General features: G+C 39.2%; 29 protein-coding genes. All 29 read right to left on the minus strand.

The features are described 5' to 3' along the window. Window positions 1–135: 135 nt before the first annotated feature. The 29 genes from ACOZBY_RS00265 to der all read right to left on the minus strand — a co-directional run bounded on the left by ACOZBY_RS00265 (window position 136) and on the right by der (window position 26,472). Window positions 136–903: a menaquinol-cytochrome c reductase cytochrome b/c subunit gene (locus ACOZBY_RS00265; RefSeq protein ID WP_004232669.1), complete on the minus strand. Its 768-nt coding sequence runs from the start codon at window positions 901–903 to the stop codon at window positions 136–138. 41 nt (window positions 904–944) lie between these two features. Beyond that, on the minus strand, window positions 945–1,619 hold the full coding sequence (gene qcrB, locus ACOZBY_RS00270; protein ID WP_008181573.1) for a menaquinol-cytochrome c reductase cytochrome b subunit: 675 nt from the start codon (window positions 1,617–1,619) through the stop codon (window positions 945–947). A 19-nt stretch (window positions 1,620–1,638) separates the two neighbouring features. Further along, on the minus strand, window positions 1,639–2,145 hold the full coding sequence (locus ACOZBY_RS00275; RefSeq protein WP_031417987.1) for a ubiquinol-cytochrome c reductase iron-sulfur subunit: 507 nt from the start codon (window positions 2,143–2,145) through the stop codon (window positions 1,639–1,641). Window positions 2,146–2,299: 154 nt separating this feature from the next. After that, a complete protein-coding gene (locus ACOZBY_RS00280; RefSeq protein WP_031417986.1) occupies window positions 2,300–2,749 on the minus strand; it encodes a DUF2487 family protein in 450 nt (149 codons plus the stop codon). Between the two features lie 141 nt (window positions 2,750–2,890). Further along, window positions 2,891–3,448 (minus strand): ReoY family proteolytic degradation factor, encoded by a 558-nt coding sequence (locus tag ACOZBY_RS00285; protein ID WP_031417985.1) that lies wholly within the window; start codon window positions 3,446–3,448, stop codon window positions 2,891–2,893. Between the two features lie 14 nt (window positions 3,449–3,462). Then, entirely contained in the window at window positions 3,463–4,731 is a 1,269-nt protein-coding gene (locus ACOZBY_RS00290) for a tetratricopeptide repeat protein (RefSeq protein ID WP_031417984.1), read from the minus strand. A 96-nt stretch (window positions 4,732–4,827) separates the two neighbouring features. Then, entirely contained in the window at window positions 4,828–6,114 is a 1,287-nt protein-coding gene (gene aroA / locus ACOZBY_RS00295) for a 3-phosphoshikimate 1-carboxyvinyltransferase (protein ID WP_031417983.1), read from the minus strand. A gap of 58 nt (window positions 6,115–6,172) precedes the next feature. Beyond that, entirely contained in the window at window positions 6,173–7,270 is a 1,098-nt protein-coding gene (locus ACOZBY_RS00300) for a prephenate dehydrogenase (RefSeq protein ID WP_012293647.1), read from the minus strand. Beyond that, window positions 7,267–8,367 carry a histidinol-phosphate transaminase gene (gene hisC / locus ACOZBY_RS00305; protein ID WP_012293646.1) on the minus strand — a complete coding sequence of 367 codons (1,101 nt, stop codon included), beginning with the start codon at window positions 8,365–8,367 and terminating at the stop codon, window positions 7,267–7,269. Before hisC ends, ACOZBY_RS00300 begins: the two co-directional genes overlap by 4 nt. Window positions 8,368–8,385: 18 nt before the next feature. Further along, window positions 8,386–8,754 (minus strand): chorismate mutase, encoded by a 369-nt coding sequence (gene aroH, locus ACOZBY_RS00310; RefSeq protein ID WP_012293645.1) that lies wholly within the window; start codon window positions 8,752–8,754, stop codon window positions 8,386–8,388. Continuing rightward, on the minus strand, window positions 8,751–9,842 hold the full coding sequence (aroB, locus tag ACOZBY_RS00315) for a 3-dehydroquinate synthase (RefSeq protein ID WP_012293644.1): 1,092 nt from the start codon (window positions 9,840–9,842) through the stop codon (window positions 8,751–8,753). The genes aroH and aroB overlap by 4 nt, the downstream gene beginning before the upstream one ends. 3 nt (window positions 9,843–9,845) lie before the next feature. Next, complete coding sequence (aroC, locus tag ACOZBY_RS00320; protein WP_422761203.1) at window positions 9,846–11,027, minus strand: chorismate synthase; 1,182 nt, start codon at window positions 11,025–11,027, stop codon at window positions 9,846–9,848. A 298-nt stretch (window positions 11,028–11,325) separates the two neighbouring features. Further along, window positions 11,326–12,102, minus strand: coding sequence for a CheR family methyltransferase (locus ACOZBY_RS00325; protein ID WP_031417978.1), 777 nt, complete (start codon window positions 12,100–12,102; stop codon window positions 11,326–11,328). An 84-nt stretch (window positions 12,103–12,186) separates the two neighbouring features. Then, window positions 12,187–12,417, minus strand: coding sequence for a hypothetical protein (locus ACOZBY_RS00330; RefSeq protein WP_031417976.1), 231 nt, complete (start codon window positions 12,415–12,417; stop codon window positions 12,187–12,189). 126 nt (window positions 12,418–12,543) lie between these two features. Continuing rightward, a complete protein-coding gene (locus ACOZBY_RS00335; protein ID WP_198695200.1) occupies window positions 12,544–14,169 on the minus strand; it encodes a long-chain fatty acid--CoA ligase in 1,626 nt (541 codons plus the stop codon). A gap of 69 nt (window positions 14,170–14,238) precedes the next feature. Further along, window positions 14,239–15,006, minus strand: a complete 768-nt coding sequence (locus ACOZBY_RS00340) for a 3-hydroxyacyl-CoA dehydrogenase (protein WP_012293640.1) — start codon at window positions 15,004–15,006, stop codon at window positions 14,239–14,241. Window positions 15,007–15,021: 15 nt separating this feature from the next. Next, entirely contained in the window at window positions 15,022–16,170 is a 1,149-nt protein-coding gene (locus tag ACOZBY_RS00345) for a thiolase family protein (protein WP_036161172.1), read from the minus strand. A gap of 276 nt (window positions 16,171–16,446) precedes the next feature. Further along, the gene (gene ndk / locus ACOZBY_RS00350; protein WP_012293620.1) at window positions 16,447–16,863 is read right to left on the minus strand and encodes a nucleoside-diphosphate kinase; all 417 of its coding nucleotides are present in this window, start codon (window positions 16,861–16,863) and stop codon (window positions 16,447–16,449) included. A gap of 86 nt (window positions 16,864–16,949) precedes the next feature. Then, the gene (hepT, locus tag ACOZBY_RS00355) at window positions 16,950–17,924 is read right to left on the minus strand and encodes a heptaprenyl diphosphate synthase component II (protein ID WP_012293619.1); all 975 of its coding nucleotides are present in this window, start codon (window positions 17,922–17,924) and stop codon (window positions 16,950–16,952) included. Window positions 17,925–17,943: 19 nt separating this feature from the next. Further along, the gene (locus ACOZBY_RS00360; RefSeq protein WP_012293618.1) at window positions 17,944–18,648 is read right to left on the minus strand and encodes a demethylmenaquinone methyltransferase; all 705 of its coding nucleotides are present in this window, start codon (window positions 18,646–18,648) and stop codon (window positions 17,944–17,946) included. A gap of 14 nt (window positions 18,649–18,662) precedes the next feature. Continuing rightward, complete coding sequence (locus ACOZBY_RS00365; RefSeq protein ID WP_012293617.1) at window positions 18,663–19,430, minus strand: heptaprenyl diphosphate synthase component 1; 768 nt, start codon at window positions 19,428–19,430, stop codon at window positions 18,663–18,665. Window positions 19,431–19,682: 252 nt separating this feature from the next. Next, the gene (mtrB, locus tag ACOZBY_RS00370; RefSeq protein ID WP_004232621.1) at window positions 19,683–19,901 is read right to left on the minus strand and encodes a trp RNA-binding attenuation protein MtrB; all 219 of its coding nucleotides are present in this window, start codon (window positions 19,899–19,901) and stop codon (window positions 19,683–19,685) included. A 62-nt stretch (window positions 19,902–19,963) separates the two neighbouring features. Next, on the minus strand, window positions 19,964–20,533 hold the full coding sequence (folE, locus tag ACOZBY_RS00375) for a GTP cyclohydrolase I FolE (RefSeq protein WP_012293615.1): 570 nt from the start codon (window positions 20,531–20,533) through the stop codon (window positions 19,964–19,966). A 219-nt stretch (window positions 20,534–20,752) separates the two neighbouring features. Further along, window positions 20,753–21,025 (minus strand): HU family DNA-binding protein, encoded by a 273-nt coding sequence (locus tag ACOZBY_RS00380; RefSeq protein WP_004232618.1) that lies wholly within the window; start codon window positions 21,023–21,025, stop codon window positions 20,753–20,755. A gap of 199 nt (window positions 21,026–21,224) precedes the next feature. Further along, window positions 21,225–22,703 (minus strand): stage IV sporulation protein A, encoded by a 1,479-nt coding sequence (spoIVA, locus tag ACOZBY_RS00385; protein ID WP_031417971.1) that lies wholly within the window; start codon window positions 22,701–22,703, stop codon window positions 21,225–21,227. 93 nt (window positions 22,704–22,796) lie between these two features. Then, window positions 22,797–23,579, minus strand: a complete 783-nt coding sequence (locus ACOZBY_RS00390) for a hypothetical protein (protein WP_031417970.1) — start codon at window positions 23,577–23,579, stop codon at window positions 22,797–22,799. Between the two features lie 22 nt (window positions 23,580–23,601). Then, complete coding sequence (locus ACOZBY_RS00395) at window positions 23,602–23,814, minus strand: DUF2768 domain-containing protein (protein ID WP_008180416.1); 213 nt, start codon at window positions 23,812–23,814, stop codon at window positions 23,602–23,604. A gap of 223 nt (window positions 23,815–24,037) precedes the next feature. Next, a complete protein-coding gene (locus ACOZBY_RS00400; protein WP_012293609.1) occupies window positions 24,038–25,054 on the minus strand; it encodes an NAD(P)H-dependent glycerol-3-phosphate dehydrogenase in 1,017 nt (338 codons plus the stop codon). Window positions 25,055–25,161: 107 nt separating this feature from the next. After that, window positions 25,162–26,472, minus strand: coding sequence for a ribosome biogenesis GTPase Der (gene der / locus ACOZBY_RS00405; RefSeq protein WP_031417969.1), 1,311 nt, complete (start codon window positions 26,470–26,472; stop codon window positions 25,162–25,164). Between the last annotated feature and the right edge of the window lie 187 nt (window positions 26,473–26,659).

A 26,659-nucleotide genomic window follows, 5' to 3' on the forward strand; every position in this document is an offset into this window, starting at 1 on the left:
AATTCATTCGCTTTTATCTACTTTTCGACATTTTTCGCTAAAAAATCGAGGGTAAGGGAACCTTTTCTACTAGCTTTCAGTCCCAATATATAACAAGGTCGAAAAAAAAGAGCCAGTTTCCTGACTCTTTTACTATTACTCAGCTTTTAAACTTTCGATAAATTCAGCAAGTTTCTGAAGATCTTCATCTGAACCTGTCCATAATCCTGGTGGCATGTTACCACGACCATTATGAGCAATGTCCTTAATTTCATCAGCTGTTAATCCAGTGTTCATTAGAGATGGTGCACCAGCTCCACCTTCTAAGCCTTCACCGTGACATGTAATACATGCTGAACCAGCGTATAGTTTATAACCTTCTGATTCTTTATCGAATTCAACTGTTTCTACGATTGCACCCATAGCTTTTTGAGCTTCCCAGTCGTGGTTAACAACTGACTCCCAAGTCAGGTAGAACATAGCAGCTAGAGTTAATAACATAAACGCTGTCGGTAATGGACGTTTAGATGGACGACGTTCTGGACCCTTGTCTAAAAATGGCATTAATAATAGCGCTCCAAATGCAAGACCTGGAATTACAATTGCTCCAATTACATTGTATGGACCAGAAGCAAATGAGTATTTTAAAAGTTGATACATGAATAAGAAGTACCAGTCCGGTAGCGGTGTATATGCTCTAGTTGGATCTGCCGGCCCTTCAAGTGGTGACGGGTGAGCGACAGTTAATAATAAGTATCCAATTAAAAATACAGCACCTACCATCCATTCCTTCAGTAAGAAGTTCGGCCAGAAAGCTTCCGTCTTACCTGGATATTCGGAATAATCCTTTGGAACATTCGGCATTCTGTGATTCGCTTTAATACGAGAATCGCCGACAAATTTCATTCCTTTTCCGCGATGCATAGTGTCCCCTCCTTTTAAAGATCATCGAACCGTCAAGACAATTACAACGGCCCTGAAATTCCTTGACGACGAATCATGATAAAGTGTGCTGCAAGTAACCCAAACAATACTGCAGGCAAGAAGAATACATGAATCGCAAAGAATCGAGTTAACGTTTGAGCACCAAGAATTGTAGTGTCACCCGCTAATAATACTTTAATCATCGAACCGATAAACGGTACAGATGCTGCAATTTCGATACCTACTTTAGTAGCGAATAATGCTTTCATATCCCATGGTAATAGGTATCCTGTAAAGCCAAGACCCATCATTACACCAAAAATACCTACACCAACCATCCAGTTTAGCTCACGAGGTTTCTTATAAGAACCTGTGAAGAACACACGAAGTGTATGTAAGAACATCATTACGATAACTAATGAAGCTCCCCAGTGGTGCATACCGCGCACGATTTCACCAAATGCTACTTCGTTTTGTAAATAATAAACTGATTTCCAGGCATTCACAACGTCTGGTACATAGTACATTGTTAGGAACATACCAGATAGAATTTGAATTACTGTGATGAAGAATGTTAATCCACCGAAGCAGTAAACGAATGCTGAAAAATGATGTGCAGGGTTAACGTGCTCTGGCACTTCGTGGTCGGCAATATCACGCCAAATAGGTGTAATATCTAGGCGTTCATCGACCCAATCATAAATTTTATTTAGCACTGTTGTCGTACCCCCTTACTTATTTAACTAGAGTATTTGCTTTAGCTGGACCAATCATTAAATAGCCATCTTGTTCTTGTACTTCAAATTCATCCAACGGACCTAGAGGCGGTGTACCTGCAACGTTTTTCCCGTTTTTCTCATAACGTCCTGCGTGACATGGACAGAAGAATTGACCTGGGTGTGCAGAATCTCCATTCCAGTCAACCATACATCCTAAATGCTTACAAACAGGTGAAAGGGCAATGATTTGATCGCCACTTTTATAAACCCAAGCTACATCTGTAACCTGTGATTTGTACCATGCATCCACTTGTTCATATGAAAAGTCAACTTTTACAGGCTCTTCAGTCAAGTCAGCGATTTTATGCTCTGTTTTTACAAAATCTCCACCCTCATGCTTTTGTAGCACAGGATCAATTGCAAAGCGAAGCATTGGCATTAGCATACCTGCCGCCATAAATCCACCTACACCAGTAAGAGTATAACTTAGAAATTGACGACGTGAAACTCGATTATTACTCATTATTTTCCCCCCTCTAACTTAAAGGTCAGTCCAACGGACATACTTTTACAAATAGTAATACTAGGACATATATATGATATATCAAGTCCATAGCTTGGTCAATATAGCATTCTGTGGAAAGCTGGAGAATGTGAACATTTATTGAAACTAATTGTTAAATCTGTGCCCATTTGGTCGAAAGCATGGGAACCACTTGCCGTAATTGATCTTCGAGAATTGATTTTTTCACACCTGCGTCCATGCTTTCTAATGGAATTGCTGGTAACCAAATAATATTTACTATATCTCCAATATTTGTCCAAGAGTGATCACAAGTAATGAAGAACACATGCTTAAAGCCAGCATTATGTAATTGTGTTTCAAATTGCTTCGGTAATTCTTCGTTTTTTAAAGAAGCCATATAAGAAAAAGGTGGCATGACTAGTAAACGGCCTTTAAACTGTTGTTCTATGAAAGAAGTTAAAGACATTAGAAAATCTACCTCAGCGCCACTTTGTTTCATTTTCTCAGAAGCTAAATCGATGGATATGAGCGGAACAATCGCAGTATCGATGAAATCCTTCTGTCCCAAAAATGATGTCACATCGTTTGCATTAAAGTACATTCAACAAACCTCCTTTATCACATAATAAAAATGCCCTTTTCCACTCTTCAAATAGGATACCCAATTAAAAGTGAAAACAATCATTCACTAGTAATGTTACCATATTGAAGTGGGTAAAGGACATTCAATTTTTACCTATAACTAAGGTAAATTAGCCGTTTCCTTTAATGCTTGTAACAAATTAGACAATTCATAAAAACGTTCTTCATCTCCCTGATCGAGGGCATCATCAATTTGTGCAAGTAATTTTTCTTCTTGGAATACGAGTAAGCTATTGGAAAGCAGTTCTTCTGCCAGTAAACGATCTTTTTCACTAACTAACAGTGTCTCTGGCATATAAGGGTTTTCTTCTAAAACTGCTAAGTATTGTGCACTTGGTGGTATATTTGGAAAATTCAATTGTATATACATATCTTCTTGCTCGTGTAAGCGTAAATCATGGAAAGACTTTTCAGCGTCTGCCGTCATTACATTGCCTTTATAGAAACGAAAAGGCACACCTGTTGAATCAACCGTAGACATCACCATTGCTCTAGGACAATAGTGAGCTTCTTCCACAAATCGGATTCGTTTTAATAAGTCATCATTACTAAGTAAGTAATTTAAAATCCACACACACTCACGACGTTTCAATTGATAATTTTTTAAAAACCATCGAACAAATGCTTTTTTATCAACAACTGATACAGAAGCAGTCATACCCACTCCCTCCTTTACTCAAATTCTAAGGCTTCTAACTTCTCTTGCCATTCTGGTTCACCTGGTTGAATGTTAATTAATTGTTCAAGAACCACTTTCGCTTCTGAACGTTTCCCTTCCTCTAATAAAAAGTACACATATTTTTCTAAAAATGTTGCGTCTTCCTTAAAATCATTATATGCCAAACGGTAAAATTCGTATGCACGGTCGTACAATTCTAAATTTTCATATGCCTCTGCAGCAAATGGATATAACGTGCTCCATTCAAAATCATTTTGCTGTAGAGTCTCAAATAATTCGATAACATCTTCATTCCGTTCCTGTTGTCCTAAAACAGAAATAAGTGCTAACACGGCTTCCATATACTCAGGGTCTAATGCTATTGCTTCTCGTAAATATTGCTCAGCTTCTACTGGCAAACTATTTTTCAAGGCCATTTTTCCAGCAAATAAATAGAGCGTTTTATCATATTCATCGCGTTTTAATCCCTCTTGGATCGCCGTATAGGCTTTTTGATTTTCCTCTGTCATCGCATAGCTTTCTGCCAGCAATAAGTAAGCCGAGAAGTAATCAGGATCTAACTCTTTCAATTCCTCTAATTGTTTAATAGCCATCTCGTATTTTTGGGATTGGAAGGCTGAATACGCAGCACCAAATAAAATATCTGGTTTCACCTCATCTTCAAGTGCCTTTAAATAATAATCCAATGCTGTTTCGTAGGCAGCCCCGGCACGATAAACCTCCGCTAATCGTTCCACAAGATGAATACCAGCAAATTCTTCTTGTTGCTCATTTAATTCTTCATACAATCTTGCGGCTTCCAAAAAACGACCTGTTTCAAATAACAGTTCGGCTTTGGCAAAATGAAGTAATGGCTCGTCTGGCAAAATTGCTAGTGCTTCATTTATACGTTTTTCTGCTACCTCAAATAACCCCTGCATTTGATAATAATCCGCTAAAACTAATAATGCTTGTGGATATTCTGGTGAGCCTTCTTCGATTTCAAGCAATAAATTTAATGCCTCATCTTCATCACCAAGCTCCATTAATACATTTGCACGATCTATTTTTAACTGTGCCTCTTCTGGGAATAAGAATTGTAAATGCTCCAGTACGCGGTCAGCTTCTTTCATGTACCCATATTGCATAAAAATTTCTGAAAGTGCGTAAATTTCCTCGGGTAGCTCCTTCACTAAAAATGTTTCAAGTAGCTGATCTATTAATGCTAAGTCTCCCTGTTCAAGTGCTTGCATCATTTCAGTCATCGCATTGTTCACAGTCATTCACCTATTCTTTCTTTGATACCTTTATGCTACAAAACATTTACCACCGAAACAAGAAAAAACTCCCCAAAAGCTTGGAGAGTCAATCTTCAATTGTTACCTTACTGCCTCAATATGTTCAAAGAATGATGGATAGGATACAGCGATACACTGTGCATCATCTAAAGTGACTGGTCCTTCGGTCATTAAAGCAGCCACAGCACCCATCATTCCGATTCGATGATCGCCATATGTTTTGAGACTTGCACCCTTTAATGGTGTTGGCCCTTCAATAATCATACCATCATTTGTTGCTTCGATGTTAGCACCCAGCTTTTTTAATTCAGCTACAACCGCTGTAATACGGTCTGTTTCCTTTACTTTTAACTCCTCGGCATCTTTAATAATGGTTTGACCATGTGCCTGTGTAGCAAGTAAAGCAAGGATTGGTATTTCATCAATTAAACGAGGAATCATGTCTCCCTCGATTGTTGTACCAGATAAAGTAGATGTTTGGATTTGAATAGTTGCTGTTGGTTCAGCTTGACTATCGTCATTTGGCATCACTGTCATGGTTGCACCCATTTTAGAAAGGACCTCGATAATTCCATCACGTGTTGGATTAACGCCAACATTTTCAAGTGTTAATTGACTATTATGACAGATTGCCCCCGCCACTAAGAAAAAGGCTGCAGATGAGATGTCCCCTGGTACAGAAACATGAGTCCCACTTAAAGCTTGTCCACCCTCTAATGAAACAACCCCATCCTTCACTTCGACATCGGCACCAAACTGACGGAGCATTCGTTCAGTGTGATCTCTTGACACTTCTGTTTCTCTAACTATCGTTGTTCCCTCAGCACGCAAGCCTGCAAGTAATATAGCAGATTTAACTTGTGCACTAGCTACTGGCATGTTGTATTCAATGGCCTGGAGTTTTGTACCTTGAATGGCTAATGGTGTATATTGACCGTCTGCACGTCCCGTAATATGGGCTCCCATTTGACGCAGTGGATCAATAACACGTCGCATTGGTCGCTTGCCAATAGAGGCATCCCCCGTCATGACTGAATGAACTGAAGATCCTGCTAAAATTCCGAGCATTAAGCGCGTTGTTGTACCAGAGTTACCTGTGTACAACACCTCTGTAGGCTCCTGCCAACTATCCATCCCTGGACTCTCTATCTTTACACTCGTTCCTTCCACCTCAATATGCACACCAAGCTTCTGGAAGCAATCAATGGTACTTAAACAATCTTCCCCAAGTAAAAAACCTTCTACTGTTGTTGTTCCAGTCGCAATGGAACCAAACATCACAGAACGGTGAGAGACCGATTTATCGCCTGGAACAGTTAGTGATCCCTGTAAAGATGGCTTATTGTATTGTAAAACTTTTTCACTCATTAATTTACTCCCTCCAATATGAAGACAGAAAGCGCCGTAATCCCGACGCTTTCTTTTTTTATGAAATATATGTTTCAAATTTCGCACGTTTTTGTATACATGCTGCTGCACGTTCGCGGTCATTTTCACTTTGGAAACTAATGACCAAAATACCGAAAACATCCTCCCTCGATTCGACAATTCTTAAATTCGTAATACTTATTGCCTCATCAGCTAGCAAACCTGTTACCTCGGAAATGACACCTGGATAGTCTGGAACATCTACGTATAAGTCAAACGCTGTATACATTGCTCCTGCGCTAATTGGTAATTCATCTCTCAGTTCTTTGGCAATAGAAAAATAGTCTTCAATATCTCGAGAGGTACCATTCGTCAGCAAATCCTTAATACGGCCCATTTCTTTTTCCCAGCCTTCTAGCTGAGTAAGTAACTCATCACGATTTTGTAAAGTGATGTCTCGCCATAAAACCGGGTTGGAAGAGGCTATACGCGTCACATCACGGAAGCCTCCTGCTGCAAGAGAGCGAGTCATAGGATATTCCCCATTCTCTCCTCCTAATTGATGCACAAGAGAAGCTGCAATAACATGAGGGAAATGGCTCACCACAGCTGTCATATGGTCATGCTCACTTGCAGAAACACTTACCACCTTTGCATGCGTAAATTTTAATAGACTTTCTAGCTGTGCCATATGAACAATTTCTTCACCAGCGAGCGGTGTAAGCATATAGTAGGCATTTTCAAAAAGATGCGCCTTTGCAGCTAATACGCCACTTTTGTGTGAACCTGCCATTGGATGTCCACCAATAAACGTAATGCCCAGTTCACGTAATTCACCAGCTTTTTGCATAATTAATTTTTTTGTACTTCCTGTATCTGTTACAATGACTTTATTTTTTAATGGCCATGATTTTAATTGCTCCATCCATTCAAGCGTTGCATTAACTGGTGTACCGAAAATAATAATATCGACATCCGCTGCAATTGCCTGTGGATCCGTCACAGTGTCATGTACAATATTTAATGCTTGTGCATGCTCACGTGTTTGAGCATCCATGTCATAACCAATAATCTTTGTATCTGGTGCCTTCTGTAAAGCAAGGGCGATAGAACCACCGATTAATCCTAGCCCAATAACGAGCACATTGCGTGTCATGCAAATACTCCTTGCTCTTTTAATACATTGTCAAGTTGAACTAGCAATGCTGCATTTTGGGCTTCGGTACCGATTGTGACACGGATAAATCCTGGTAATCCTAATGCATTACCACTGCGCACAATAAAGCCCTTTTTCATAAGCTCTTGGAAAATGACATCACTATCAGCCTTTGTATCAAAGAAAATAAAGTTCGTATCAGATGGGAAGTATTTTAGATTATGTTTTTCACAGAATTCAACATATTGTTTTTTACCATGTTCATTCGCTTCACGACATGCTTCTATATATTCCTGATCACTAAGTGCAATAGCAGCTACGGCTTGGCTTAGACTTGTATTATTAAATGGACCTCTGACCGGATCAAGCTTTTCAATAATAGTTGGTTGGCCAATCGCATAGCCAACTCGGAACGATGCCAAACCATATGCCTTAGAGAATGTACGTAATAAAAGAACATTTGGATATTGGTCGATGATTGGTAGAGTATCCTTATGTTCAGGATGTGTCACGTATTCAATGTACGCTTCATCAAGTACGACAAGTACATCGTTTGGTACTTTGGCAAGGAAGGCACGTAAAGCCGTATCTGGAATGACCACACCAGTAGGATTATTCGGACTACATACCCATATAACGGCTGTTTGATCATCAATCGCAGCAGCCATCGCCTCTAAATCATGTGCACCCTCCACACAAGGAATTTTACGGATTTCAGCACCTTCAATTTCAGCATTATGCCAGTATTGGGAGAAGGATAGGTCAGCCATAATGGTATTTACCCCTGGATACAACAAAGCACGAGTAATAATAGCAATGATATCGTCAGAGCCGTTACCAAATAGAAGCTGTGTCTCTTGAACACCTAGATGATTTGCAACAGCTGTACGTAAATTTTGTGCATAGCCATCTGGATAAAGAGCATGATTCACTGCATTATTTTGTAAATAAGCTGTCACCTTAGGTGAGCATCCAAATGGATTTTCATTAGATGCCAATTTAATAACTTCTTTTAAGCCATATTCACGTTGCACTTCTTCAATTGGTTTTCCTGGTTTATACGCTTGCATACCGTCCAATTGTTGTTTCCACTTCATCTAAAACATCTCCTCTACTTATTTAGCTTGTGCTAAATCTGGTCTTAATTTCACTGCATCATTGAGATACAAGTGCTTAACATCTTTTTGGGCTACCTCTATATTCGCATGAATTAATACTCGAATACATAATGGTAGGGCATTCGGTACATCCATTTCATGTGTACACATCACTGGAACATATTGCCACCCTTCCATCAATCGGACTGCCCGAGCAGGAAATGCTGAGGTAATATCAGGCGTAGTAGAAATCAAAATGGAAGCAATATCATCTATTTCTACATTATTTGCTGCCACAACCTCACGCACTAATCTTGCTGTCTCATCCCATACAAGCTCTGGCTTGTCAGATTCAATTGTAATTGCTCCTCTAAGTCCACGAATCATACAAGCACCTCCGCTAATAACTCTCTATATTCGGCATCTACTTCTTTGCATTCTTTTAAATCAATTGCCCGCACAAACGGTTTACCGATTTTTTCTAACAAAACAAATTGCAAAATTCCATATTCTGTCTTTTTATCTTTCATTAAATAACTTGTTAATTGTTCGAATGTATAGTCATTTACTGCCTCAAAAGGATAGCCATTTTTAACTGCAAATTGTAAAAATGCTTTAGTAAATGGACGATTGAGCTCCCCATAACGTTCACTCAATAATAAGCAATACACAAGACCAATCATGACTGCCTCACCATGAGCGACTTTGCCGTAGCCTGCAGCCGCTTCAATCGCATGTCCATATGTATGGCCCAAATTTAAAAACTTTCGAACAGATTGCTCTGTTTCATCCTCTGCGACAATTTTTGCCTTAACCTCAATTCCCTTTTTTAGCTGCATCGCTAATTCCTGCTGATTAAAATGCATCACGGAATCTGCTGCCATTAATTCCTCTAACCATGCTGAATCAGAAATCATCGCATGTTTGATTAACTCAGCTGTTCCTGAACGAATTTCGCGTACAGGTAGGGTTTCAGAAAAAACTGTATCGTAAATAACACCTTCCGGCTGATAAAATGCGCCAATCATATTTTTTCCTAATGGATGGTTAATAGCCGTCTTACCACCTACGGCTGAATCATGCGCCAAAATAGTTGTTGGAATTTGAATAAACGGAATTCCGCGCATATAGGTTGCTGCAACAAATCCCGTTAAATCACCAACAGCCCCTCCACCAAAAGCAAAAACAAATGATTTCCGAGAACATTTTTGCTCAAGTAAAAAAGTTTGAGCTGCATAATATTGCTCAAAGGTTTTGCATGCTTCGCCACCAGGCAAAATAAATACTTCAAAATCATATGGGAAATTTGCCTTGAAATAGTCTCCCTGAGCCTCCCATACATGAGCATCTGTAAAGACAAAAAACTTATCTGCTTTATTTAGCTGATCCGCATATGTTTGAATAGCTTCAGTTAGAAAACGATGGCCAAGTAGAACCTCATAATGATGTGATTTTGTTGCAACTGGAACACGCATATATCAGAACCCCTTCGTATATTGACGATGTTCATCAATTTGAGCTTTTAATTGTGGTAATTGGTCACTATGGAATTGTTCCAAAATAACAGTCGCTATTTCCCAGGCAATAACATGCTCCGCTACAACTGATGCAGCTGGTACCGCACAGCTGTCCGAACGCTCTACACTTGCTTTAAACGACTCTTTTGTTTCAATATCCACACTTTGTAATGGTTTATATAATGTTGGAATTGGTTTCATTACACCTCGTACAACAATTGGCATGCCCGTAGACATACCACCCTCTAAGCCACCAAGTCGATTGGTCGCACGAGTATAGCCTTCTTCTTCCGTCCAAATAATTTCATCATGAACTTCAGAGCCTTTGCGACGAGCCATCTCAAAACCAAGCCCAAATTCTACCCCTTTAAATGCATTAATAGAAAGCATTGCCGCCGCTAACTTAGCATCGAGCTTACGATCATAGTGTACATAAGACCCTATACCTGCTGGCATACCTTCTACGATGACTTCAACAACTCCACCGATAGAATCCCCAGCTTTTTTTGCTTCATCAATCGCATCTACCATCTTTGCAGATGCCACTGGATCTACACAATAGCAAGGGTCCGCTTCCACAATGGCACGAATTTCATCGACTGTTTTCCCTTCCACTAAGGAGGTATCAGCCTTAATTCCGACAATCTCCGTAACATGCGCCACAATAGAAATACCTAATTCATTTAATAAAGCCTTTGCTACAGAGCCGACTGCTACACGTACAGTTGTTTCACGAGCTGAAGAACGCTCTAATACATTTCGCAAATCACGGTGTCCGTATTTCATGCCTCCAACTAAATCTGCATGGCCCGGACGAGGTCGTGAAATTTGCCGTTTGATATCCTCAGGATTTACATCTTCTGCTAATGGCTCAGCACCCATAATTTTCGTCCAATGCTTCCAATCATCATTGGCTACAACTAGAGCGACAGGTGATCCAAGTGTTTGTCCATGACGAACGCCTGCGACAATCTCTACTGTATCTGTTTCAATTTGCATGCGTCGTCCACGTCCATGACCTCCTTGACGTCGCTTTAAATCGTGATTAATTTTTTCTGCAGTAATAGGTAAGAGTGATGGTAAACCTTCAATAATTGTTGTTAGTTGGGGGCCATGTGACTCACCCGCTGTTAAGTAACGCATAAACGCTTTCTCCCTTCAACTCGCTAAAGTATGTATTTTTCACTATAACATATATTCTTTAAAAAAACAGTCCTTTTGCAAATGTCTTTTAAGTTCATACTATTTACACAACCTATATGCGAATATTCTGAACGACTTGCATAAAACATTACTACACTACTGAAGTGAAGTGCTAAAATTTATAAAAAATACGCCTTTGCTTAGGATAAGCGAAAAGCGTACGAATTATCTATGTTAATGCTTTAGTTACTATATGTACATGATGAAACCAGTCATTTGTACAAGCTTTTCATTCATATTATAAACTGTTTTTCCGATAGAAGAATGTGTCCTCTACTTCAAATTGGTAACGAGATGGATTAAAAATTTGCTCTGTCGATCCTACAAATAATATGCCATCCTTGCGTAATGCTTTACTAAAATCGTTATAAATTTGATCTTTGGCTTCTTCCGTAAAATAGATCATTACATTGCGGCAAACTATTAAATCATAATTGCTGTCATAGGTATCATTGAGCAAATTTTGTTTTTTAAAGGTCACACAACGCTTAATCTCATCTTTCACGCGGTAGAAGGATCCTTCTTGTTCAAAACATTTAGCTTTAATGTCATTTGGCACTTCAGCTAAGGAGCGCTCTGGGTAGACACCCAATTTCGCTTTTTGAATGACATTTTCATCTAAATCAGTAGCAATAATTTGAATTTGAGATAAAGGCACTAATTGAGATAAGACCATTACTAATGAATACGGCTCTTCTCCTGTTGAACAAGCAGCACTCCAAATTTTTAAACGCTTATTAGTTTGTAATAGCTTAGGTAATATTTTCTTTTGCAATACTTCCCAACGCTTGCCATTACGATAAAATTCAGAAACATTAATCGTCATACGATCTAAAAACTCATTCATTAAATCACGATTTTGTTCAAGTGCCCTTAGAAAGTCAACAAAATTTCGATAACCTTTTTTTTCATAAAGTGAGGTTAATCGTCTTTTCATTTGCGCTTCTTTATATAACGCTAAATCTATTCCTGTTTTGCGCTTGATACCTTCTATAAACTGTTCATAATCAGACATATGGTCATCTTCCCCTCTAGCGTCGTAGTTCCATTATAGCTGAAAAGAGACAATCCTGAAATAGTCTTTCTCATGTATACTCGTCTACTTGTTTGAGTTTTGTTTTTCCTCTAATAGTAGCACCTTCGACTGTTCTAATTCAAGGCGCATTTTTTCCGTTTCAATTGTATAGGTTTCTAATCGCAGCTTTTCTAATTCTACTTCTTTTTCGATAGCCTTTAATTTTATTTTTTGCTGTCTTGTACGGGAATCTGTAAAAATTCCTGCTAAAGAAATAATAACCCCACCAATAATCGCTACAATGGCAATTGACAATATATCCACATCCTTTCGTTTCTAAAATTATACGGCAAAATAGAAAAAATAGTTTCACTTTCCAGAAATTTATTTCAATTTAAAAAATGAAGGTAGTTTTTCACTACCTTCATTCTAGCTACAGGACTAAACTTGTACACGGTAATGTTTTAAATCTTCTCGCAATTTCGCCTTCAAAAACTTACCTACAGATGTTTTTGGTACCTCCTGAATGAAAACAATATCATCTGGTATCCATGTTTTATGGAATTGCGCTTGTAAGTTTTCGATTAGTTCCTCTTTAGAAATAGAATTTTTGTATTCTGGCTTTGGCACTACGCACGCCAAAGGGCGTTCCAGCCATTTCTCATGTGGGATGGCAATAACAGCGGCTTCAAAGACTTTTGGATGGGACATCAAGGCATTTTCTAACTCAACTGACGAAATCCATTCACCGCCACTCTTAATTAAATCCTTTGTACGATCCGTAATTTTTATATAACCATCCGGCGTCATTACCGCAATATCCCCTGTATAAAGCCAACCATCCTTAAAAGCTTCATCGGTACGCTCATCCTGATAGTACTCATTTGCAATCCACGGACCTCGTATCGTTAGTTCTCCCATCGTTTTACCATCCCATGGCACCTCTCCATTTTCATTAACAACACGAGTCTCAAGAAGTGGCATTGTCATCCCTTGGGTAATGCGAACATGCATTTTTTCATCAGCCGTATAGTCCTGCATATGGGTTAAATACGTTGATAAGCTTACAAGTGGAGAGGTTTCTGTCATGCCGTACCCAGTCATATAAGGAATCTTCAACTCTTCCTCAAAGCCCTTTACAAGACCAATAGGTGAGGCGGAACCTCCACAAACAATTAACCGCATAGACGATAGGTCACGAGGGTTTAGACGTTGCTCCTGTAAAACGCCCAGCCAAATAGTGGGTACACCTGCCGTCAAGGTTACTTTGTACACATCAAAAAGCTCAAGTAAAAGCTGTGGCGTAAACATTGGACCAGGTAATACCTGTGTGGCACCAAAGGCTACACTAGCAAAGGGGAATCCCCATGCATTAGCATGAAACATTGGTACAACAGGTAGTACAACATCTGATTCACAAATAGCAATACTATCCGCAAGCCCAGCAGTTAAACTGTGAAGGACAATACTGCGATGTGTATAAACTACTCCTTTCGGCATACCAGTCGTTGCACTTGTATAGCACATACCTGCAGGTGTATTCTCATCTAAATCATCTGGAAATGAGAAATGCTCATTAGCATCTGCAATTAATGCCTCATAGGACAAAGCATTTGGAATGGGGATAGATTCAAGTGCCACAGCATCACCCATAATGATAATGTGTTTAACCGTTTTCAGCTGGGAAACAAATGGTGCAATAAGGGGTACTAAATTGTCGTCAATTAATAATATTTCATCCTCTGCATGATTAATGACATAGATAATGTGCTCAGGTGCCAACCGAATATTGATCATATGAAGAACTGCTCCTGCACAAGGTACAGCAAAATAGGCTTCTAAATGACGATGATGATTCCAAGCAAATGTCCCAACCTTCGTGCCCTGCTGCATACCTAATTTTGTGAGAGCATCCGCTAATTGACGAGTTCGTTTGACATATTCTTTATACGTAAATTCATGAATTGTCGTAGCACTTGTTCGCGAATATATTTTCTTTGACTGAAAAAATCGTTCTGCTCGATTCAAAAAACTTGTTAATAATAAAGGCGTATCCATCATATGCATGTTACCGCTCCCCTTCGCTGACAAATTTTTGAAACAACCGAGGATGACTGCCACTACAGATAAAAAGATTTACTTAGGCTGCATACGAATGGCTCCATCCAAGCGAATGACCTCACCATTTAACAAACCATTTTGGATAATGCTTTCTACAAGAAGTGCATATTCTGACGGCTTGCCAAGCCGTTTAGGGAATGGTGTCATTTGCGCAAGAGCCATCCTTGCAGGTTCTGGTAAAGAAGCAAACATCGGTGTTTCAATTAAACCAGGAGCAATAGTCATCACACGCACACCAAACGCGGCGAGCTCACGTGCAATTGGTAGTGTCATCGCTGCTACGCCACCCTTTGATGCACTATAGGCAGCCTGTCCAATTTGGCCATCAAATGCTGCTACGGATGCCGTATTAATGATAACGCCGCGCTGACCATCGTCATTTGGCTCATTTAGCTGCATTTTCTCAGCAACTAGACGGATGACATTGAATGTACCAATTAAATTAACCATTATTATTTTTTCGAATAAACCAAGTGCATGAACACCTCGCTTGGAAATTATTTTGCTCGCATCCGCAATTCCTGCACAATTCACTGCAACATTAATAGGGCCAAATGCAGCTATGGCTTGCTCAAGACCTGTTGCTACATCCTCTTCCTTTGTAACATCTACTCGTACATAGAGTGCATGTTGCCCTAATTCCTCTACTATAGCTTGTCCACGTTCATCATTCACATCAAAAATGATGGATTTGCCACCTTGTTCGACGATTTGGCGAACAGTCGCCTCTCCTAAACCCGATGCACCACCTGTTACTACTGCTACTACATCATGCTTCCTCATTGCCCATATCCCCCCTTACATTTTTTCAATAATCGTAGCATTAGCCATCCCCATACCTTCACAAATAGCTAGTAAGCCGTATCGGTAATTCTCTCGCTCCATGCGGTAGAGCAAAGTCGTTAACAATTTTGTTCCGGTAGCACCTAATGGATGTCCTAGTGCAATCGCTCCTCCATCTGGATTGAGTTTCTTTGGGTCCCCACCAATTTCCTGCAACCAAACAAGTGGCACAGGTGCAAAGGCTTCATTGACCTCATAGGTATCAATATCCTCTATCTTCAGGCCAGAACGTTCTAACGCCTTTCGAGTCGCTTCGATTGGCCCTGTTAACATCAATGTCGGGTCAGAGCCCACAACAACTCTTGTAATAATTTTAGCGAGTGGCTGAATACCGAGTTCCTGCGCTCTATCCAAAGCCATAACCACTACTGCTGATGCCCCATCACTCATCTGACTCGCATTACCAGCCGTAATCACGCCATCCTCTTGAAAAACAGTTTTTAAACTATTTAAAATATCAACAGTAGTTTCAGCACGAGGACCCTCATCCCTACCAACGGTTGTTACAGTATCATCTTCTTGGATTACTTCAATTGGTAGGATTTCATCTTTGAAATACCCAGCTTCAATGGCTGCTAGTGCGCGTTGATGACTCTCATAGGCATAACTATTGAGCTGCTCTTTTGATAATGACCATTTTTCGGCTATTTTTTCTGCTGATAGCCCCTGATGTATAATATTATAATTTTCCTGTAAGCGATTACCTAAATGAGCATTTTGCATGTTAGTCCCCATAGAAACCCTAGACATACTTTCCACACCGCCAGCAATAACTACATCCATATCTCCTGCTAAAATGGCTTGTGCTGCGAAATGCACAGCTTGCTGGCTCGAACCACATTGACGATCGATGGTCACCCCTGGCACACTATCAGGAAATCCAGCCATTAACAGGGCCGTCCGTGCAATATTTCCCCCTTGCTCTGCTGTTTGTGTTACGCAACCTAAAATAACATCATCCACCTGTTCTTTAGTTATGCCTGCTCTTTGTACAGCCTCCTGTAACACATCAGCTGCCAGATCATCCGCTCGAACATGACTTAATGCTCCCTTCCTTCGCCCCACAGCCGTTCGCACAGCTGCAACAATCACCACTTCTCTCATCTCCATTACCCCTTTTCTTCGTCATCCTTCACAGTTTATTGACAAGACTATTAATATATACCTAATTTAATTATCAGAATATTACATCTTTTATTGTACATGAGTAAGTAGTTTTTAACAATTCTAGACGGTTCTAGAAATAAATTAATATTTTAGCTAATAAGAAGGAGCATGCATTTTACCACTATCGTATTTCCACGATACTATCCATCTCCATTTTTTAAGCAATAAAAAAAGCAACCCCAATTATATTGAGATTGCCTAATCTATTCGAAATTAAACTAAATCTTCACCGAAGAATAAAGCGATTTCGCGCTCTGCAGAAGCAAGAGAGTCAGAACCGTGGATGATGTTGTGAGAAACCGTTGTTGCATAGTCACCACGGATTGTACCTGGGTTAGATTCCTCAGGTTTAGTTGCTCCCATCATTGTACGAGCAAGCTTAATTACGTTTTCGCCTTCCCATACCATAGCGAATACAGGACCAGAAGTGATGAAATCAACTAGTTCCCCAAAGAATGGACGCTCAGCATGTTCAGCATAGTGCTTTTCTGCTAATTCTTTTGGAATTACCATTAATTTAGCACCTTTCATTACAAAACCGCGACGTTCAAAACGATCAACGATGTCTCCAACTACTTGACGCTCAACGCCATCTGGCTTAACCATTAAAAAAGTTTGTTCAATTGCCATGTTTAAAACACTCCTTAAGTTCTTCTAACAGGTTTTACACCTACCGATAAATATTAACAAAAAACGCGACTTTGTACAACAAAAAGCTAGAATTTGCGCTTACCCATAAACAATGCGACATCACGTAGCTTTTTCTTTACGGGATGTTTTGGTAAGGCATCTATTTCTTGTAAAGCTTTTTTCAAGTATTTATCACTCATACGATTAGCTTGCTCAATTGCATGAGATTTACGCACATAGTGCAACATATTTTGACGTTCGACTTCTGTTAATGTACCGGCAAATACTTTTACTAAATAAGGCTGCATCTCCGGATCATCCTTTAACAAGAGAATCGGTAAGGTAATATTGCCTTGTAGTAAATCACTACCCGCTGGCTTTCCTAGCTCCTTATCTGTTGCCATTATATCTAAAACATCGTCGATAATTTGGAAGCTCATGCCCACAAAGTAGCCGAAGCGCTTTAAATGACGTACAGTTTTAGCATCAACGCCTGCCGCCACAGCCCCTAACTCACAACTTGAGGAAATGAGTAAAGCTGTTTTGCGTTTGATTCTTCTAAAATAATCTTTTAAACCTTGATCTAGTCTAAATTTATCTTCAATTTGAATAACTTCACCGTTACAAATCTCAACCATGGTACGTGCTAAAATTTGATGAACTAGTGGGTCTTCTAATTTTGTAATATATTCGAGAGCACGTGCAAAAATAAAATCGCCCGTGTACATTGCTACTCGGTTATTCCATTGCGCTTTGACAGTTGGGCGTCCTCTTCGCATATTGGAATCATCAATAACATCATCATGGACAAGTGATGCCATATGAATGAGTTCTAAAGGGACTGCAACATCCTTCATCTTCTCAATGTCATATTCACCAAATTTTGCACCTAGTAATACAAAAATTGGTCGTATACGTTTGCCACCAGCTTGTAATAAATGGAGAGAAGCATCGTTGATCAAATATGAAGATGAGTCCACCGCATTTTCTAACTCTCGTTCAATGATATCGATATCTGATTTCAAATCGGAATAGAGTAGTTTTAACTTCATCTTTTCCACGTGTGAAAACCTTCCCCCATTAACGTATCTTTTTAAAGCCTATATGCATTGCCGCAGCCCCGCCACTGTATGCTTTGTACGTTACTTTTTCTAATCCTGCCTGCTCAAACAATGCCGCTAACTTTTTCATACCTGGGAAATCATTCGCAGATTCTTGAAGCCAAGAATACTCCTTGTAACTTTTCGCAAATATTTTACCAAATATCGGCATTATATATTTAAAATAAAAACGGAATAATTGACGGTAACCAGGAATTTCAGATTGAGATGTTTCTAAACATACAACCATACCACCTGGTTTTACGACACGGTGCATTTCCTTTAATACTTGCAAATAATCTGGTACATTGCGTAGACCAAAACCAATCGTCACATAATCAAACGTATCATCTGGAAAAGGTAATTCCATAGCATTTCCATGAATCAATTCAATTTGCGGATATGGTTGTACTTTTTTTTCGCCAACTTTAAGCATGTTTTGACTAAAGTCGAGTCCTTTAACTTCTCCACTTTCTCCAACTGCCTCAGCCAATGCGATCGTCCAATCTGCTGTACCACAGCAAACATCCAATGCCTTTGATCCCGGTTTGACAGCCATGTGTTTCATGGTATCGTTACGCCAACCAATATGCATTTGGAAACTAATAACACCGTTCATTTTGTCATAATTATCCGAGATACTCTCAAATACTTCATGAACATGCTCTGCTTTCGTTTTAGCCATTTTGAAAACCTCTCTTATCCGTTAGTAGAAGCAATAGAAGCCTCTACATGTGCATGTAAAGCTCGTTTCACATCATTTTGTAAAAATGATGCACTCTCCACCATCTTTGACAGCTCTATTTTTAAATGCACTATTTTCTGCTTGATGACGCTATGAAAAGTTGTACCATGACGTTGAACACTTTCTTCAAGTGCCTTACCTATTAAAGACGATTGTCCACGTTGATAAGCTGTCATTTCTTTTTCTAAACGTAAAATCAATAAACTTTTTTCCATTAACGGTATATATTCACTAAAAGAATAAAGCTCGAAAAATTGAGCAATTAATCCTGATTCAATATTGCACATCGAAGCATACCATTGCTCGATCGTTCTTTGTTCAGCCTCATAAACCTTTATCTGGTTTTCACATCGTGTCACAATTCCTTGTGACAATTTTCGTATCAATTCGACATTTCCAGACATTGCTAATATTTCGTAATAACGACCACTATAAAAATCCCCAGCTAATACCGTTAGCTGCTGTTCTTTAGAAGTAGCATCTAATTCTTTTATATGATCGTGTGCCGCCAATGCCGCATACACAATGCCAACAGTAATGGCAGCCTCTTGTTGCTCCTGTTGCCACACTTCACCATTCAAAAATGGGACTAACAAATAAAACAATTGATTTTCATCTAGCACAGGCATTCCTGTGTATTTTTGCAAAGTTCTATGACGAACATCCATGAAAATCTCTGTTTTTAACTGGGCAATTGAATTTTGAATGTATGTTGCATTCATAGACCTTACTCCATTTCACTTTCAAATACGTTAATCCTATCTTAGTCTTAACGTTTGCTTACTGAGTCATTATAGCATACGCAACGATGCGGAATAAAAAAATTTTGCTTACTTCAAGAGGATAGGCAGTAAAGCTTTCCCATGAGGTGGGAATGCTACTGCCCATATAATTAGTTTTTCACATCTAACTCATTTATATGTGCCTAAATGGCACGGATAAAAACTATTATGAAACCATATCTTGTCTATTTATTATTTTTTTGCTTCACTATTAATCACACCATGTGCTGTATGAATCTGTGCTTTCCCTCGAATCTTCATCGCAGAAGTGTGTTCTGTAAATTGAGCAATCATAACTTCGCCGGCATCTAACTTTTCAGAATGATGGAACTTTGTATCTGTTCCACGCGTTAAACCAATGACATGTACACCATCTTCTTCAGCTTGAATAACAATATAATCTTGTGACATTCTTGTACACTCCTTAAATCCGACAAATTCTTAGTTCATCATAACATAATTAGACAAGCAATTTAAGACATTTGAATAAATGATAGAACTTCTCTACGTTTCACTTCATCTTCCTCGTAAACACCTCTTGCTACAGATGTTACGGTTTTGGAGCCTGGTTTTTTCAGCCCGCGCATGGTCATACACATGTGCTCAGCTTCAATCACCACATAAACCCCTTTTGGTGCTAGCATTTCCATTATTGTATCAGCGACTGAAGACGTAATACGCTCTTGCAACTGTGGTCGACGAGCAATTGTTTCTACTGCACGACCTAATTTGCTTAGCCCTGCCACAATGCCGTCATTCGGTATGTAAGCGACATGTGCTTTTCCATAAAACGGAACTAGATGATGCTCACACATCGAATAAAAAGGAATATCTTTGACAAGAACCAACTCTTCATGATCCTCGTGGAACACTGTTCTAAAATAGTCTTTAGCATCCTCATGTAAGCCACTAAACATCTCAGCATACATTTTGGCAACACGTTTTGGTGTATCTAATAAACCTTCTCGATTTACGTCTTCACCTACCGCCTCTAAAATCATTTTAACGGCTTCTTCTATTTTTAATAAATCTATATTCGACATTCAAAAAAACCTCCTGCATATCAAAACATTACACATTTCCCTATGCATCGTAGCACATCCAAAAGGTAAGCGCAAAATGACTTACTTGTTTCACAAAAAATTTGTTGCAAGTTAGCAAATCTAGCTTTTATATGATTATGTATTAATACTTGACGTTAAAAAGAGCAGTCTCCATGTTCGTTAACATGAAGACTGCTCTATGTAACTACTAGACGTGTATTATTTTACCGCGTCTTTAAGCGCTTTACCTGGTTTGAAAGCAGGCACCTTGCTAGCAGCGATTTCGATTTCTTTACCAGTTTGTGGGTTACGACCTTTACGAGCCGCACGTTCACGTACTTCGAAGTTACCAAAACCAATTAATTGTACTTTGTCACCCTTTGCAAGAGCATCTTGAATTGTATCAAATACAGCTTCAACTGCTTTAGAAGCGTCTTTTTTAGAAAGACCTGCAGCTTCAGCAACAGAGTTTACTAATTCTGTTTTATTCACACCATTCACCTCCTCTCAAAGGGTCATGAACCAATTCTGTAAAAAGAGTAACACATAGAAAACCGCTACGCAACTGTATTCATTCATGATTATAACCAAAAAATCAGTTTTTCACCCAAAAAATCAAAAAAAAGGACTTTTCGCATAAAAACGAAAAGCCCTTTACCTATTTTTTTACACTTCTTTTTAATTTTTATCACTATAAAATAAAGGTAACTAACCCACGATCCCCTTCATTTACCATACGTTCGATCGTTTGACGCATACGTTTTTTGGCAGTAGGTGGAACTGCATCCATTTTATAGCGAATACCTTCTTTTAATACTTCATGTAATGGTGTTCCAAATAGCTGTGTATTCCATAGAGCATCACGATCATGTAAATAAGCATGGTTCAAATCTTTTAAAAGTTGCTGACTATGGAACTCAGAGCCGATTAATGGGGCAAATTCTGAATCCATATCGACACGAATAATATGATAAGATGGCGCCTTCGCTTTCATTCGTACACCAAAGAAATTATTTTGCTTAATTAATTCTGGAGCTGTTGGCTCAAATTCCTGCATCATTGGTAATGTAACACCATAACCTGTCATATCCGCATCATGTATGGCACTTTTAAAGCGTTTTTGAGCTTCTTTTGCCTCAGCGGCTTCCTTAATAAATAGTAGCCAATCTTTTTTCGTTTCAATCGGTTCCTCTAACCATTCATTACAAACCGATTTATATAGTTCACCCTGTAAGGACACACGAATTACAGCTGTTCCAATACCCGCATCTACATGAACTACTTCACTTTGATCTATAAAATCAATAGCTTTAAAAGCGTCAGATGCTTGTTGCACATCCCTAATTTTCATAACAGAAGAAAGTACCTCTTCCATCGAATCAATCAGTGCAACATTTAATGGATGTGAGGCATCTAGCACGTCTAACCAATCTGGCTTCTCCACTTCAATTGTCCGGATTGGGAATTCAAATAGTGCCTCTTGTAAAATATACTGAATATCCGCTTCTCTCATTTGATCAATTGAAATGGCGATAACAGGAACATTATAACGTTCAAACAACTCATTACGCAGTTGAACAGTTTCTTCTCTAGCAGGCATTTGGCAATTAAGTAATATGACAAAAGGCTTGCCAATTTCTTTTAATTGCTCAACAATCTCTTCTTCTGCCTTCTCTGCAGCTCGACGACTAATACCGTTAACTGTTCCATCAGTCGTCACTACTATTCCAATATTCGCATGATCGCGAATTACTTTATCCGTACCTATTTTCGCTGCTTCCTGGAACGGAATAGGCTCTGTATGCCAAGGAGTATGAACAAATTTCGGACCATTTTCATCTTCATAGCCTTTTGTTCCTTCGATAATATAACCCACACAATCTGCTAAACGAATTTGAAATGGCATTTCATCATCACCGACCACAATACGGGTTGCTTGAGCAGGCACAAACTTCGGCTCAGCGGTCATAATGACTGGCCCTGGAGAACTTTGTGGCAACTCATCCTGTGCTCGCATTCTTTCTGTTTCATCCACAATGTTTGGTAACACGACGGATTCCATTACCTTTTTTACAAATGTTGATTTACCTACACGTACTGGACCGACAACACCAATATAAACATCGCCATTTGTTCGCTCTGCAATTTCTCTAAATACTGCTTCACTCAAGGTTTCTGCCTCCTTTATCTACGCTTTTTCACTATATGCGAGCTTGTAGACAAATATGAAAAAGCCCCTCACAAATGTAAGGAGCTTGTTTTATTATTCTTCTTTTTTCTTGGCGGCTTCGGCCTCTTGTTTTTGTCGTTCTTGGGCCTTCTTGACATCTGCCTTATAAGTGTCCATATCATAAACTGGCTCACCTTTCTCATCCACTGTATACGGAACAGAGTAGGCAGGTACTACAGGAAATTTATCGACAAGTAATTGGCGAATATCATCACCTGGTTTGACATCTGGCTTGTCTTCTTTTAGAAGTTGCCCTAAATCAATGGAATAATCTACATGCAATTCACCGTCTCCAGTCATAAAGAGCGGCAATTCGACGCCAGAATAGGGACTTTTCACAGTAACCTCTGTTTTATAGCCCAAATCCTTATAATTAATTTGGTACACATTATCAGATGTTGAACCTGTTATTGGTAAGTATTGTGTAGATAGTTTCCGAATACCTATTTCACGAATACGCTCTGCAGCATTTAAATCTACTAGTTTAACGGTCGCATCATGTTCTGGATCCCAAATAATATACTGATATATACCGCCTTTTTCATAGGCGTTTCCAGGGATCGTCGACAAATACTTCGGCATAAGCTTTTCAAAATCGATTAAATACTTGATATATAAATCTGTATCTAATTCGCTATTTTTAATGGGTACTAGCCCACCAGTTGCTTCCCGGTATTCATTAACAGCACGCTGAACAGCTGCTAGTTGGTCCACATCAGGCGTAACCTTCGCCCTTTTCTCGTCTTCTGGGTACGCACACCCGACTAACAATATGGCGGTTGCAATTACCAACAGAAAAGCACTTAGTTTTTTCATGTTACTGACACCTCGTTATTTATTATGCTGGCCAAGTGGCAACTATAAGTACCATTAAAAATGTGCCAAGTCCAAACAGTATGTATGCACATAAATTTACGATTGTTCGTAAAAATACATTTGAAATCTTGTTACGAGCTAAATAAATTAAGCCGACTGATATAATCATAAAACCTATACAATAAAACGATACCCACATTACATCTAAAGCAGGCATATGAGCTAACGGGCCCATTTCAAATAACCACCTTTCTTTCTATGTCAAGACACAATCAAAGTATATTATACTATGTGCCTTTGTTAAAAAGAAATAGTTGTCCCATAACTATCAAGAAATGGACAACCTTTTAAAATGCTTTCACTATTCAACTAATAGCACATAATAAGGTGTCTCAGTAGATTCACTAAGACACCTTATTTATGTCCGTTTCATGACAAATTTAATCATAAAAATAATATTAATGCTTCATCTCGTCAATTTCACGTTTTTTCATGCGCATCATAAGTGCATCAACAGCCACTTTCGGCTCTACATCATTAAAGAGTACGCTATAAAGCTCCGTAGAAATAGGCATTGCCACACCATACTTCTCTGCTAATTGATAGGCGGCCTTTGTAGTCCGGACTCCCTCTACAACCATTCCCATTTGATCAAGAACCTCTTGTAACTTCATGCCCTGCCCTAACATATTCCCTGCTCGCCAGTTCCTTGAGTGAACGCTTGTACACGTTACAATCAAATCTCCCATGCCCGTAAGGCCTGAGAACGTAAATGGATTACCACCCATTTTTACACCTAAACGAGTAATCTCCGCAAGCCCCCTCGTAATTAATGCCGCTTTCGCGTTATCACCATAATTCAAGCCATCTGTAATGCCTGCAGCTAAAGCGATAACATTTTTCAGTGCCCCACCAATTTCTACACCGATCACATCGTCATTTGTATAAACACGGAAGAATTGGTTCATAAATAGATCCTGTACTTTTTCAGCAGCGTCTATGTCTGCACATGCAGCTGTAACTGTTGTAGGATGATGAAGAACTACTTCCTCCGCATGACTCGGCCCTGAAAGCACTACAATTTCATCCACTTTTTCAGCAGGTAGGCTCTCTGCTAATATTTCAGAAATTCGCTTTAAAGAATCTGGTTCAATTCCTTTTGAAACATGTACAAATAAAACTTTTTTTGTTAATTCAGCCGTCAATTTTTCACAAACCTCACGAATTGCTTTTGTCGGCACAGCCACAACGATTGTTTCAGCATGTGTTGCTGCCTTTGCAATATCACTCGTAGCATGTAAATTTGTTGGCAATACCGTTTCAGGTAAATATTTTTTATTAGTATGCATACGGTTGATTTCTTCTGCCTGTTCAGCTCGATGTGTCCATACAAGCGTATCATGGCCATTTTCCGCTAGTACCATTGCCAGCGCAGACCCCCAAGAGCCTGCTCCTAACACACAAACTTTTTCCATAAAAAATCCTCCCTTATAGTGGGTTGTCTACACTAATTTTTTCTTGTAAAAAGACGCCACCCAACAAATATGTCGGGTTGGCGTATTGTATGTGTATGACTATAACTTTAAGCTCGTGCTCGTGTAATTAAACGAATCGGTGTTCCTTCAAAATCGAATGTTTCACGAATACGATTTTCTAAGAAACGTTCATAGGAGAAGTGCATAAGCTCAGGTTCATTGACAAATACCACAAATGTTGGTGGTTTAATCGCAACCTGCGTAGCATAGTAAATACGTAAACGACGACCTTTATCGGTTGGCGCAGGATTACGTGCTACAGAATCCTCTATGACTTCGTTTAAAATAGAAGATTGAATACGCATCGCATGATTCTCACTGACACGTTGGATAATTGGTAAAATCTGATGAACACGCTGTTTTGTATTCGCCGATACGAAAATAATCGGTGCATAGTCTAAAAATAGGAAATGCTCACGAATTTGCTGCGTAAAAACATTCATCGTTTTTTCGTCTTTCTCGATAGCATCCCATTTATTGACAACAATCACCACTGCTTTTCCAGCTTCATGTGCATACCCAGCAATTTTCTTATCTTGCTCCTGAATACCCTCTTCCGCATTCAGTACCACTAACACAACGTCTGAACGTTCAATCGCACGTAACGCACGCAAAACTGAATATTTCTCTGTCGTCTCATAAATTTTACCTTTTTTACGCATACCTGCAGTATCAATAATGACATATTCCTGATCTTCATACGCATAAGGTGTGTCAATTGCATCACGTGTTGTCCCTGCAATATTACTTACAATCACTCGATCTTGACCTAAGAAAGCATTCACTAAAGATGATTTCCCTACATTTGGACGACCGATTAATGAGAATTTAATCACATCATCTCCGTACTGCTCTTCATCTTCTTTTGGGAAATGTTTCGCACATTCGTCTAATAAATCCCCTAACCCTAAGCCGTGAGAGCCAGAAATTGGCCAAGGCTCACCGAAGCCCAATGCATAAAAATCATAAATCATTTCACGCATATCAGGATTATCAATCTTATTGACTGCTAAAACAACTGGTTTCTTAGTTTTGTATAAAATTTTAGCTACTTGCTCATCGGCTGCGGTTACCCCTTCACGACCATTTGTCATAAAAATAATAACGTCTGCTTCTTCAATGGCGATTTCGGCTTGTTGACGAATTTGCTCTAAAAACGGCTCGTCCCCAATTTCAATCCCACCTGTATCAATAATATTAAAATCATGTGTTAACCACTCTGCCGAACTATAAATACGATCACGTGTTACGCCTGGAATATCCTCCACAATAGACACACGCTCTCCAACGATACGGTTAAAAATCGTCGACTTACCTACGTTCGGACGACCTACGATGGCTACTACTGGTTTCGTCATCTGTACTTCATCCTTCCAACTTCTTGTCTTTCGCTATTATACACGAAAAATGCCATTATATCATATCATATCCATAAAGTAGAACGCTATGTATGGCTTTAACAATCCAAACGATTTATTTTCCCGGTTTTTTCATGTATTTTGAGAGCATGTGTGAAGGCTTTTTGAGGATAAATCCTTTGCTTTT

This window comes from Lysinibacillus sp. NPDC056220 (genome assembly GCF_049315265.1).
Lineage (GTDB): Bacteria > Bacillota > Bacilli > Bacillales_A > Planococcaceae > Lysinibacillus > Lysinibacillus pinottii.